The sequence below is a fragment of the Pseudomonas sp. BB438 genome, from assembly GCF_057180225.1.
On sequence record NZ_CM170001.1, the window covers coordinates 2,566,984 to 2,578,846 of the forward strand.

The following is an 11,863-nucleotide window of genomic DNA, read 5'->3' on the forward strand; positions in this document are numbered from 1 at the left end:
CAGTAGTGGGTGGGCCGTCGTGGGGTGGACGTGGGGCCTGGGTGGCAGCGGGGCCGGCTGCCGGCGGCTGGATCGCGAATGCCGCTCCCGGGCGGGGAGTGGGCGGGGAATTCAGCGCCTCGTGTAGCGCGCGACGAGGCGGTCGCCGCTCATCTGCAGGGCCTGTACCAGCAGGATCAGCAGGGCGACGGTGATGATCATCACGTCGGTCTGGAAGCGTTGGTAACCGAAGCGAATGGCCAGGTCGCCGAGGCCGCCACCACCGATCACGCCGGACATCGCGGTGTAGTCCACCAGCACGATGGCGGTGACGGTCACGGCGGCGATCAGCCCGGTACGTGCTTCCGGCAGCAGGGTGTGCCAGATGATCTGCCAGGTGCTGGCGCCCATCGCCTGGGTGGCTTCCACCAGGCCGCGGTCGACTTCGCGCAGGGCGGTTTCCACCAGCCGCGCGAAGAATGGCGTGCAGCCCACCACCAGCGGCGGGATGGCCCCGGCGACGCCCAGCGAGGTGCCGGTGATCAGCGTGGTGACCGGGATCAGCACGATCAGCAGGATGATGAACGGCAGCGAGCGCAGCATGTTCACCACCACCGACAGCGCGCGGTACAGGCCGGGCCTGGCATGCAGTTGGCGCTTGCCGGTGAGGTACAGCAGTACGCCCAGCGGCAGGCCCAGCAGCACGGTGAAGGCCAGTGCACCGCCGAGCATGGCGAGGGTGTCCAGGCAGGCCTGGGCGAGATCGTGCCAGTCGAGGTTGCGGAACCAGCCATCCATCATTCCGCGCTCCGTCTAACGGTCGCGGCACGGTGCGGGGCGCGCAGGCGGTCGCCCTGGCCGAACAGCTTGTGGCGCAGGGTGCCTTGCTGGTACTCGCGCTTGAACAGTCCGCGTGCCTGCAGCTCGGGCACCAGCAGGTCGACGATGTCGACGAAGGTCTCCGGTGCCACCAGGCTGGAGAGGTTGAAGCCGTCGACGTCGGTTTCCTCGACCCAGGCCTGCAGCTGGTCCGCCACGGTCTGCGGCGAGCCCACCAACAGCGGGCCGTCGCCACCCAGGGCGCAGTAGTCGGCGATCTCGGCGGCGGTCCACTGGCGCTCCGGGTCGGCGGCGCTGAAGGCATCCACGGCGGACTGGATGGCGTCGCTCTGTACGTGGCGCAACACCTGGTCCGGCGCGTACTGGCCGAAGTCGATGCCGGTCCAGCCGGAGACCAGCGCCAGGGCACCTTCGCGGTCGCTGTACTGACGGTAGTCGTCCAGCTTGGCCAGTGCTTCGGCGTCCGTCGGTGCGACGATCACGGTGAGCTGGTTCAGTACCAGCACGTCGCTCGCCTGGCGACCCACCTCGACGGCGAGTCGGCGCAGGTCGGCGACCTGGTCGCGGAGGATGCGTTTGGTCGGCGCGGCGACGAACACACACTCGGCATTGCCGGCAGCGAAGGCCTTGCCGCGACTCGACGCGCCGGCCTGGTAGAGCACCGGTGTGCGCTGCGGCGACGGCTGGCTCAGGTGGAAGCCGGGCACGTCGAAGTGTTCGCCCTTATGCTCGATGGGGTGCACCTTGCGCGGGTCGGCGTAGACGCCGCCGGCGCGGTCTGCGACCACCGCGTCGTCGTCCCAGCTGGCTTCCCAGAGCTTGTAGCAGACCTCCAGGTACTCCTCCGCCAGCGCATAGCGCTGCTGGTGGTTGAGCTGCTGCTTCAGGCCCAGGTTGCGCGCGCCGCTGTTGAGGTAGGACGTGACGATGTTCCAGCCGGCGCGGCCACGGGTCAGGTGGTCCAGCGTGGAGATGCGCCGGGCGAAGGGGAACGGGTGCTCGAAGGACACCGAGGCGGTGATGCCGAAGCCCAGGTGCTCGGTGGCGGCAGCCATGGCCGGGACGATCTGCAGCGGATCGTTGGCCGGCACCTGCGCGCCGGCGCGCAGCGCGGCGTCGGCGTTGCCGTGGTAGACGTCATAGACGCCCAGCACGTCGGCCAGGAACAGTCCGTCGATCTTGCCCCGTTCGAGGGTTTTCGCCAGTTCGATCCAGTAGTGGATGTCGGTGTAGCGCGCGGCCTGCTGGTCGCGCGGGTGGCGCCAGAGGCCGGGTGACAGGTGTCCGACGCAGTTCATGGCGAAGGCGTTGAGGCGGATCTGTTTCATAACGGGTACCAAAACGGTGAGCAGGCCGTCGCGAGCGATCCGGGAGCAAGGCGGACGGAGCGCAGCGACGAGACATATCGAATGAACAGCGCGAGCACCGTCGCACAGGTGATTTCACCTGAACCGCCGAAGGCGGGCCCGAAGGGCGAGCGAACGCGAGTCACGCAGCTATCGGTTCGCGCAGCAGGCGTGTTCATCGTTTTCAGTTCCAGTCGTGGCGCGGTGGGCGCTTGTCGTTGAGCAGCCAGTTGCCGACCAGGTGGTACTTCCAGCGCACCGGGTCATGCAGGGTGTGCACGCGGGCGTTGCGCCAGTGGCGGTCGAAGCCGTGGCGGGCGAGGGTGGAGCGGGTGCCGCCGAGCTCGAACAGCTTGTTGGTGGCATCGATGGCGACCTCGGTGGTCAGCACCTTGGCCTTGGCCACGGCGACCGAGGCGCGGGCCACGCTGTCTTCGTCCGGTGCGGGGCGGGCGGCGTCCATGATCTTGCCGGCACGTTCCAGCAGGGCGTCGGCGGCTTCGATGCGGATGCCCAGTTCGCCGACCTGGATGATGGTCAGCGGGTCTTCGCTGGCCTTCTCCACGCCGGCGTCGATCCACGGGCGGGCCTGCTCGCGGACGAAGGCGATGGTGTCGCGCAGCGCGGCACGGGCGATGCCGGCGTCGATGGCGGCGGTGGTGATCTGGGCGAACGGGCCGGCCAGGGTCGGCACGTCGTAGGAGCGGTGGGTGGGGAAGACATTGAACGCCGGTACGCGCAGGCCTTCCACCAGCACGGTGCCGCTGGAGGTGGTGCGTTGGCCGATGCTGGCCCAGTCGTCGACGATTACCAGCCCTGGCGTGCCGCGCGGGACGAAAGCGAGCTGGGCATTGTTCTGTTCGTCCAGGCCAAGCACGCCGATCCAGTGGGCGTAGAGCGAGCCAGTGCAGTAGCCCTTGCGGCCATCGATCACCACGCTGTCGCCGTCCTGGCGCAGGCGGGTCTGGATGTCCTGGACGTTCTTGCCGCCGGTTTCCGACAGCGCGTTGGCGAAGCGGTTGCCCTTGAGCGCGAGGTCGAAGAAGAAGCGCTTCTGCTCGTCGGTGCCCTGCAGGCGGATGTCTTCCAGCAGGCAATAGTGGTTCTGCGGAATCTGCCCCAGTGACGGGTCGGCGGCAGAAATGATGGCAATGACTTCGGCGAGGGTCGCGTAGGACACCTCGGCGCCGCCGAACGCGCGGGGCACGGTGATGCCCCACAGGCCGCTGTTGGAGTAGACCTCGACGACCTCGGGCGGGACGTTGCGCTGGCGGTCGCGCTCGGCGGCGCCTTCGAGCAGGAAGGCGGCAACCTTGTGAGCGACGGAGAGGGCTTCGGCGTCGGAGCCGATGCGGTGTGCATTCGGCTCGCGGATATCGTAAGGGGCGGATTCGGGGAGTTGGGGCATGGCAGTACAGCGACCTCGGCAGATGAATCGACCCGGCGTTCGGGTCTGTCTGATTGGGTCATTGCACAAGCTGTGCCGGAAATTAATTCCCTTATAAATCAATAAGTTGAAATTTCAATTCAACAGTTGAGGCGCTGGGTGAACAGCAAAGTGTTGAGCGGGTGTTGCTGGAGCAACAGTGTCGGAGCAGCCTGTAGGAGCAGGCACGGCCCACTCCTGCAGGCCGGGCGGTCGAGCGCTCAGGTCAATTCCTGACAGACATCGATCCAATCCGCCGCCACCAGTTGCGCCATGCGCTGTGGCTCGATCCGCACCGCGCTGTGTACCGCGCCGGCTGCCGGCAGCACTTCGTCGAACGCCTGCAGCGACACATCGCAGTACACCGGCAGCGGCGTGGCCAGTCCGAACGGACAGACACCGCCCACCGGATGCCCGGTCAGGGCCACGACATCCTCGGCGCCGAGCATCTTGGCCTTGCCGCCAAAGGCTTCCTTGAGCTTGCGGTTGTCCAGCCGTGCATCGCCGCGCGCGACCACCAGTACGGTGCGTTCGCCGACGCGCAGGGACAGTGTCTTGGCGATGCGGCCCGGCTCCACGCCGTGGGCCTCGGCGGCCAGGGCGACGGTGGCGGTGCTGGTTTCCAGCTCGATGATGGCGATGTCGGGGGCCTTTTCGGCGAAGAAGGCGCGAACCGATTCCAGGCTCATGGGGCAATGCTCCGTGTCGTGCGAAAAGGACTGAATCTAGGGAGCGAGGCCGAGGCTGTCCAGTCAGCCATTCGTCTGCGCCCCGGCCGTCGCGCCGGGTCGTGGATCCCTGGCGCGCTTACGGCGTCATCACAATCGCCGGCCTATGCTCAGAAGCCCCCGTAGCGCTGCGCAGAAATTTTTTACGTGACCTGTCGATCCGCTGTCGCGCCCTTCGACTACATGTCAGGAACCGGAAGCAACCGGCCGCCACGCTGAACATGACAACAAGAGGAGAAAGACCATGCGTTTCATGGTGATCGTCAAAGCCACCGCCGATTCTGAAGCCGGTGTGATGCCCAAGGAAGAGCTGCTCGCTGCCATGGGAGCCTATAACGAGGAGCTGGTGAAGGCCGGCGTGATGCTGGCCGGTGAGGGCCTGCACCCCAGCGTGAGGGGCGCGCGGGTGCGCTTCGATGGCGCGTCGCGGCAGGTGATCGACGGCCCGTTCGCCGAGACCAAGGAACTGATCGCCGGTTTCTGGATCATGCAGACCGCGTCGCTGCAGGAGTGCATCGACTGGGTCAGACGCTCGCCCAATCCCTTCGACGGCGAGTCCGAGATCGAGATCCGGCAGATATTCGAGGCCGAGGACTTCGGCGCCGAGTTCACCCCTGAATTGCGCGAGCAGGAAGAACGCCTGCGCGCCGAAATCGCCAGCAAATCCTGAGCTTGGAGGATACCGACATGTTGATGAATGCCTACCTGGTCTTCGACGGCAACTGTGAAGAAGCCTTTCGTTATTACGCCGAGGTGCTGCGTGCCGAGTTGCCGGCGTTGATGCGTTTCTCCGACGCGCCGGGCGGTGAGGACATGCCCGAGGCGTTGAGGAACCGCGTCATCCATGTCCGCCTCGAGGTGGACGGACATGTGCTGATGGGCTCGGATGCCTCCCCCCAGTGCGGTCAGTACGACGGGGTGAAAGGTGTGTCGATCACCCTCAACGTGGACAACAAGGCCGAGGCACGGCGCCTGTTTGACGCCCTGGGCAAGGGCGGCAAGGTCACCATGCCGCTGGACCAGACCTTCTGGGCCGAGCTGTTCGGCGCTGTCGAGGATCGCTTCGGGGTGCCGTGGATGATCAATTGCGAGAAGGAAGCCTGACCCCAGGGCTTCCCTGTGGGAGCGCGCCATGCCCGCGATCGCGCACAGGATGCGCTCCTACAGGGAGTCTTTCCCCGCGTCGGCGCGGAAGCGCTCCGGTGTCGTCCCGGTGAACCGCTGGAACGCGCGGTGGAAACTGGTGACGTGTTCATAGCCGAGCAGGAAGGCGATTTCCTGCAACGCCATCCGGCTGGCCAGCAGATAACGCTGGGCCAGCGCCATCCGCACTTCCAGCACGATTCCCTTGAAGGTCAGTCCGTGCGCGCGCAGCCGACGTTGCAGCGTATGCGGCGGCAGGCGCAGCCAGGCGGCGGTCTGCTCCAGGTCCGGGAGCGGGATGCGCGCGTTCTGCAGCAGGTAGTAGCGCACATCGTCCGGCAGCGCCGGGCCGCGTTCGAAGCTGGCCAGAGTCGCCGCGCCCTGGGCCTGGCATAGCCGGCTCACCGAGGGGTTGGCGGTGGAGAAGGGCTGGTCGTGGAAGGCCTTCGGCATCCACAGTTCGGCCTGCCCGGCATTGAACTGGCAGGTGCCGGGGAAGAGTTCGCCGTACAAGGCTGCGTAGCCCGGTGGCGGGTAGGGCAGGCGCAGGTGCATGCCGGTGCAATGTTCCAGATCCGGCAGGCGCTGGCACAGCCAGCGCCAGGTGCTGCTCAGCCATTCCTCGCAGAGGGCGATGCGCTCCACTTCGCCGAAGGGGGGGAGCTGCAGCGTCAGGCGGATGTGTTCGCCGACTTCCTCGCGGTGGGTATGGATCGGGTGTGGCATCAGGCTCGACGGCTGGCCGAGGGAGATGTCCCAGGAGCGCCGCAGGTTGGCCGCGCTGATCAGCGCGTAGCCGATCACCCCCAGGTCATACAGGTTGTAGCGCTGGCCCAGGCGCAGGAAGAAGTCGCTCGGGCCGAGCAGCCCGGCGGCCTGCTGCAGCAGGCGGTAATAGCGGGCGAAGTTCATCTCGGCGGCGGCCGCTTCGCTGCTGGTGGGCAGCCCGAGGCCACCCAGCAAGGGCGCCAGTGCCGGCAGGGCGGGGCGAGCGCGCCACTCGTCGAGGAAGTGGCGGAACAACTGGCGGGCGGCGTAATCGATGTCGAAGGACGCGGTGGGCATGGCGCAGGCTCAAGCTGTCGTCTTCTGCTAGTGAGTTGTCATCTTATGCTAGTCAGTGACCAGAAGCCGAGCCCTATACTGCCTCCACGGACAAGAACAACAAAGGCTCCCCATGACCGCTCCGGACCGCTTCCGCTCTTCCAATTCCCCCAGCGACCGTTTTGCCGAATTGCTGCTGCACAACGGCCGCTTCTATACCCTCGATCCTGCCCAGCCCTGGGCCGAGGCCGTGGCCGTCCGCGATGGCCGGCTGCTGGCGGTGGGCCGCCGCGAGGAGATGGAGCACCTGATTGGCCCGGACACCCTGGTGCGCGACCTCGAAGGCGCGTTCTGCATGCCCGGCCTGCACGACATGCATACCCATCCGGACCTGGCGCTGAACCCGCGCTACGCCGACGACCTCGACGTCGGCATCGAGGATCCGACCCCCGACCAACTGGCAAAGGCCATCCGCGACTACGCCGACAGCCACCCCGGCGATGGCTGGGTCTACGGCCAGTACTGGGTGCGCTACACCTTCCGCGAAGCCGGGCTGAAACCGGGACGCGAGTGGCTTGATTCGGTAATGCCGGACCGCCCCGTGGCGCTGCTCGATCGCATGTGGGGCACCATGATGGTCAACTCCCGCGCGCTGGAACTGGCTGGCATCGACGCCAGCACCGCCGACCCGCGCAATGGCTACCTGGAGCGCGACGAGCTGACCGGCGAGCCCAACGGCCTGATGATTGATGGCGCCTACGCACTGATCCATGCCGCCATGCCGCCGACCCCTGCCAAGGTACTGCGCCAGTCCTACCGCGAGGGCGTCCACTTCCAGAGCTCGCGCGGCGTCACGGCGGCCAAATACCTGCACGTCTGCGAGAACCGCCTGGACGCGCTCAAGTACCTCGACGACGCCGGCCAGCTGACCCTGCGCGTGGAGGCGGCGATCAGCTGGCAGGACGACATCTTCCCCGTGCGTCGTCGCTGGGAGCTGCTCAGCGGAGAGCGTCACTACTACCGCAGCGCGCGACTGTCGGCGAACGCGGTGAAGTTCCACTTCGACGGCACCGTCGAGCCGCGCTCCTCCTTCCTTATTACGCCCTGGCCGGGCGAGGACGCCTGGCGCGGCAAGCTCAACCTGACACCCGAGCACATCACCGACATGGTGGTGGACATGGACCGCCGCGGCATTCGCGTCATCGCCCACTGCACGGGGGACGCCGCGTCCGACGTGTTCCTCGACGCAGTGGCGGAGGCGCGCCGACGCAACGGTTTCAGTGGCGTTCGTCACCAGTGTGCGCACAGCACCATCCTGCATCCGGGCAACCTCAAGCGCTTCCGCGAATTGGACGTGATCGCCGAGTTCTCCCCCGCAGCCTGGTACCCGACGCCCTTCGCCAGCGGCGCGCGTTCGGGCTACGGCACGGATCGCCTGAAGCGCATCTACGACTTCAAGGGCGTGCTCGCCGCCGGTGGCATCGCGGTGTTCGGCACGGACTGGCCGGTGGCGTCCATCGACCCCTGGCTGGCGCTGGAAACCCTGGTCACCCGGCAGAACCCCTGGAACGACGACCCGGCCTGCTTTGGCGAGCCGATCAGCCTGGAGCAGGCGATCCGCGTGGCGACGCTCAACGGCGCCTATGCCATGGGGCTGGAAGCGCTCACCGGCAGCCTGGAAGCAGGCAAGTCGGCGGACTTCATCGTGCTCGACCGCAACCTGTTCGAGCAGCCGGCGCGCAACTTCATTCACCGCACCGAAGTGCAACTGACCTTCGTCGAAGGCCGCCCGGTCTACGACCGTCTCGGCCAGTTCAGCGATACGGCCCTGGCGGCGGTGTGGCAGGGCGAGCCGCCGCGCATCGAAGGCGTCAACGCATGAACGCCGCGAGCATCCCGGTGACGGTGGTTGCCGGCTTCCTCGGCGCCGGCAAGACCACGCTGCTGCGCAACCTGCTGGAGCGCTGCGAAGGCCGGCGCCTGGCGGTCATCGTCAACGACTTCGGCGAGCTGAACATCGACGCCGGCATGATCGCCGAGCAGACCGAGGCCGTGTACAGCCTGGAAAACGGTTGTATCTGCTGCAGCGTGCAGGACGACCTGCTGGCACAACTGGAGCGGCTGGCGAACCTGCATCCGCCGCTGGAGCAGGTGGTGATCGAGTGCAGCGGGGTGTCCGACCCGCAGCGCATCGTACAGACGCTGGGCTACCCGAAATTGCGCCGACGCCTGCATCTGGACGCCGTGCTGACGGTCGTCGACGCCGCTCGCCGTGAACCGCTCGAAGGTGAATATGCGCGGCTGGAACGCATGCAGGCGGCAGCGGCCGACCTGTTGTTGCTGAACAAGTGCGACCTGCTGTACGCCAACGAGCGCGCCAGCCAGCGCGAGCGCTTCGGCCGTGGCGCACGGGTGTTGGAAACCATCCAGGCGCAGATCCCCGATGAACTGCTGCTGGGCGAGCCGTCGCGCAAGCTGCGCCCTCACGGTCAGGACGGCATCGACCATGGCGAGCTGTTCGACAGCTGGAGCTGGCAGGGCGAGGCGAGCTTCGATGGTGCGCGGCTGAAACAATGGCTGGAGGCACTCCCACGCGGCCTGCTGCGCCTCAAGGGACTGGTTCGCCTGGCAAGGCAGGGCGAGACGGTCTGGCTGCAGTATGTGGGTGGGCGTTATCAGTTGCGCCCGGCAACGGCGGTCGAGGCGGCGCAGGGCTCGCGGCTGGTGTTCATTGCCGAGAAGGGCGCGGGGTTGCGGGCTGATCTCGAGGTCGGCCTGCGTAGCTGCTTTTCGTAGGGCCGAGGGGGACGCCTAGTCCTTGCTCGCGAACAGCCTAGCGCCGGAACCGCCGGGAAGTGGTTTGCGAGCAAGCTCGCTCCTACAGGGGCAGCTCCCGAGCAGCAGGCAATAAAAAACCGGCCGCAAGGGCCGGTTTTTCATGACGCGCTGAACTCAGCGGTATTCGCAGAGGTAGGCGGTGTCCTGGGCGACTTTCAGCTGGAACTTGCTGTTGGCCGGCACGGTGAAGTTGCTGCCGCCTTCGAAGGTTTCCCAGCTGTCGCTGCCCGGCAGCTTGACGGTCAGCGCGCCGGCGACGACGTGCATCACCTCCAGCTGGCTGGTGCCGAACTCGTATTCGCCGGGAGCCATTACGCCGATGGTGGCGGGGCCTGCGGTCATGTCGAAGGCGATGGATTTGACGGTGCCGTCGAAGTACTCGTTGACCTTGAACATGGGCGTCTCCTGCTAGAGGGGTGAAAAAGGGCCCGCCAGTATGCCCAAGGGCGCAGGCCCCGTCACTAGAGCGGCGCAGGCGACCGTGCGGTCAGTGGGTGGCGGGTGGGCTCAGCCGGCGACGGGCAGGGTGAGCGGCAGCAGGCGGGCGGTGTTGCGGGCATCTTCCAGGGCTCGGTGCGGCTGCCCCTGGAAGTGCAGGCCGGCCAGGTGCAATGCGGCGTTCAGGCCCACCTGGCGCTTGAGCTGGCGGGCCTGGGCGAAGCGCTGCTTGAGGTTGACGTGGGGAACGCGGGAAAGGTGGCTGTCCAGGTGCTGGCGGCGCCATTCCAGTTCCAGCTGGTGACGGTCGTAGTCGCCCCAACTGGTCCAGCCGGCCAGGCGCGGGCTGTGCTGGGCGAGCCAGCGCTCGAATTGCGGCCAGACTTCGTGCAGGGGCGCCGCCGCGTCGACATTGGCCTGCGTGATGTGGGTGAGCTCGCGACAGAAGGCTGTCAGGAGCGGGCGGCGCTGCGGGCGGACGAATCGCTGGAAATGATCCAGTTCGCGGCCGTCCGCCTCGGCCACGAGGCTGGCGCCGATCTCGATGATCTCCATTTCCTCGACTGGCCAGCCACCTTCCTCGGTGGTGGCTTCCAGGTCGATCACCAGCCAGTGGGGCATAGTCGGTGCTCGTGGTTGGGTTCGAAAGTTGGGTTCGAATCGAGTATGGAAGGCGTTTGCAGGACCGGCAAACCGCTGTGCTAGGCTGAGCGACTCGATCGGACAAGGGGGACTGCGATGGCGAAAGTGGCTTTCATCGGCCTCGGCGTGATGGGTTACCCCATGGCCGGGCATCTGGCGCGCGAAGGGCACGAGGTGTGCGTCTACAACCGCACTGCGAGCCGCGCCGCCCAGTGGGTCAGCCAGTTCGGCGGCCGCTCGGCGCAGACCCCGCGCAAGGCCGCAGAGTGGGCAGATTTCGTAATGTGCTGCGTGGGCAACGATGACGACCTGCGCAGCGTGGTGCTGGGCGAGGAGGGCGCGTTGGCCGGCATGCAGCCCGGCGCCGTGCTGGTGGACCACACCACCGCGTCGGCCGAAGTGGCCCGCGAGCTGGCGGTGGCGGCGGCCGAGCGCGAACTGGGTTTCCTCGATGCGCCGGTGTCCGGCGGCCAGGCCGGCGCCGAGAATGGCGCGCTGACGGTGATGGTCGGCGGCGACGCGAACCTCTACGCCCGCGCCGAGCCCGTGATCGCCACCTATTCGCGCATGGTGCGCCGCATGGGGCCTGTCGGCAGCGGCCAGTTGACCAAGATGGTCAACCAGATCTGCGTTGGCGGGCTGCTGCAGGGCTTGTCCGAGGCGCTGCACTTCGCCCAGAGCGCCGGCCTTGACGGCATGGCGGCAATGGAGGTGATCAGCAAGGGGGCCGCGCAGTCCTGGCAACTGGAGAACCGTCACCAGAGCATGCTGGAAGGGCGTTTCGACTTCGGTTTCGCGGTGGACTGGATGCGCAAGGACCTGGGCATCGTCCTTGACGAGGCGCGCCGCAATGGCGCACAGCTGCCGGTCACGGCGCTGGTCGACCAGTTCTACGCCGAGGTGCAGGCCGCCGGCGGCGGGCGCTGGGACACTTCCAGTCTGATCACCCGCCTTCAGGACTCGTCCGAGTCCTGACCCGTTTTCTTCCCCGCGGGTGGCGCCATCGGTCACAGAGATCGTCGTGCGCCGCTCCTGTCGGCCTCAGGCGCGGAAGATAAAGTACACCGCGCCCAGCAGGCACAAGCCGGCCCATAGGTAGTCGAGCTTCAGTGGCTGCTGCATGAAGTACACGCTGAACGGCACGAAGACCGCCAGCGTGATGACCTCCTGCATGATCTTCAGCTGGCCTACCGACATCACGGTGTAACCGATGCGGTTGGCCGGTACCTGCAGCAAGTACTCGAACAGGGCGATCCCCCAGCTGACCAGTGCCGCGATGATCCACGGCTTGCTGCTCAGGGTTTTCAGGTGGCCGTACCAGGCGAAGGTCATGAACAGGTTGGAAAGCGACAGAAGAAACGCGGTTTGCAGCCAGACCGGCATGGCAGCGGCTCCAGTGGGGGACTGCGCCTGAGCCTAGTGGATGTGTCGCGCGACAG

Annotated in this window: 13 protein-coding genes; 5 read left to right on the plus strand and 8 right to left on the minus strand. The window is 66.9% G+C overall.

Features of this window, described 5'->3' with window-relative positions:
• Window positions 1–111 precede the first annotated feature (111 nt).
• The 4 genes from AC1ZV1_RS11980 to AC1ZV1_RS11995 all read right to left on the minus strand — a co-directional run bounded on the left by AC1ZV1_RS11980 (window position 112) and on the right by AC1ZV1_RS11995 (window position 4,280).
• On the minus strand, window positions 112–777 hold the full coding sequence (locus AC1ZV1_RS11980) for a methionine ABC transporter permease (RefSeq protein WP_151186665.1): 666 nt from the start codon (window positions 775–777) through the stop codon (window positions 112–114).
• Entirely contained in the window at window positions 777–2,147 is a 1,371-nt protein-coding gene (locus AC1ZV1_RS11985; RefSeq protein WP_484296903.1) for an LLM class flavin-dependent oxidoreductase, read from the minus strand. Before AC1ZV1_RS11985 ends, AC1ZV1_RS11980 begins: the two co-directional genes overlap by 1 nt.
• 202 nt (window positions 2,148–2,349) lie before the next feature.
• A complete protein-coding gene (locus AC1ZV1_RS11990) occupies window positions 2,350–3,573 on the minus strand; it encodes an SfnB family sulfur acquisition oxidoreductase (protein ID WP_484296904.1) in 1,224 nt (407 codons plus the stop codon).
• A gap of 239 nt (window positions 3,574–3,812) precedes the next feature.
• A complete protein-coding gene (locus tag AC1ZV1_RS11995; RefSeq protein ID WP_484296905.1) occupies window positions 3,813–4,280 on the minus strand; it encodes a YbaK/EbsC family protein in 468 nt (155 codons plus the stop codon).
• Between the two features lie 283 nt (window positions 4,281–4,563).
• Here AC1ZV1_RS11995 and AC1ZV1_RS12000 point away from each other — a divergent pair, with 283 nt between their 5' ends.
• Both AC1ZV1_RS12000 and AC1ZV1_RS12005 read left to right on the plus strand, forming a co-directional pair.
• Window positions 4,564–4,989, plus strand: coding sequence for a YciI family protein (locus AC1ZV1_RS12000; RefSeq protein ID WP_484296906.1), 426 nt, complete (start codon window positions 4,564–4,566; stop codon window positions 4,987–4,989).
• Window positions 4,990–5,006: 17 nt separating this feature from the next.
• Window positions 5,007–5,423, plus strand: coding sequence for a VOC family protein (locus AC1ZV1_RS12005; protein ID WP_484296907.1), 417 nt, complete (start codon window positions 5,007–5,009; stop codon window positions 5,421–5,423).
• Between the two features lie 57 nt (window positions 5,424–5,480).
• Here AC1ZV1_RS12005 and AC1ZV1_RS12010 read toward each other — a convergent pair whose 3' ends face one another.
• Entirely contained in the window at window positions 5,481–6,527 is a 1,047-nt protein-coding gene (locus tag AC1ZV1_RS12010; RefSeq protein ID WP_484296908.1) for a helix-turn-helix transcriptional regulator, read from the minus strand.
• A gap of 112 nt (window positions 6,528–6,639) precedes the next feature.
• Between AC1ZV1_RS12010 and AC1ZV1_RS12015 the strand changes: the two genes are divergently transcribed.
• Window positions 6,640–8,388 (plus strand): amidohydrolase, encoded by a 1,749-nt coding sequence (locus AC1ZV1_RS12015; protein WP_484296909.1) that lies wholly within the window; start codon window positions 6,640–6,642, stop codon window positions 8,386–8,388.
• Window positions 8,385–9,302 carry a CobW family GTP-binding protein gene (locus AC1ZV1_RS12020; protein WP_484296910.1) on the plus strand — a complete coding sequence of 306 codons (918 nt, stop codon included), beginning with the start codon at window positions 8,385–8,387 and terminating at the stop codon, window positions 9,300–9,302. Before AC1ZV1_RS12015 ends, AC1ZV1_RS12020 begins: the two co-directional genes overlap by 4 nt.
• A 156-nt stretch (window positions 9,303–9,458) precedes the next feature.
• Here the strand turns inward: AC1ZV1_RS12020 and ppnP are convergent, their stop codons facing one another.
• Window positions 9,459–9,740: a pyrimidine/purine nucleoside phosphorylase gene (ppnP, locus tag AC1ZV1_RS12025; protein WP_024765480.1), complete on the minus strand. Its 282-nt coding sequence runs from the start codon at window positions 9,738–9,740 to the stop codon at window positions 9,459–9,461.
• 111 nt (window positions 9,741–9,851) lie between these two features.
• Window positions 9,852–10,403, minus strand: a complete 552-nt coding sequence (locus tag AC1ZV1_RS12030) for a 3'-5' exonuclease (RefSeq protein ID WP_484296911.1) — start codon at window positions 10,401–10,403, stop codon at window positions 9,852–9,854.
• Window positions 10,404–10,520: 117 nt separating this feature from the next.
• On the opposite strand from AC1ZV1_RS12030, the gene AC1ZV1_RS12035 reads away from it, so the two are divergent.
• Window positions 10,521–11,399 (plus strand): NAD(P)-dependent oxidoreductase, encoded by an 879-nt coding sequence (locus tag AC1ZV1_RS12035; RefSeq protein ID WP_484296912.1) that lies wholly within the window; start codon window positions 10,521–10,523, stop codon window positions 11,397–11,399.
• 66 nt (window positions 11,400–11,465) lie between these two features.
• On the opposite strand, the gene AC1ZV1_RS12040 is transcribed toward AC1ZV1_RS12035, so the two are convergent.
• The gene (locus AC1ZV1_RS12040) at window positions 11,466–11,807 is read right to left on the minus strand and encodes a DMT family protein (RefSeq protein ID WP_045208042.1); all 342 of its coding nucleotides are present in this window, start codon (window positions 11,805–11,807) and stop codon (window positions 11,466–11,468) included.
• Window positions 11,808–11,863: the final 56 nt, after the last annotated feature.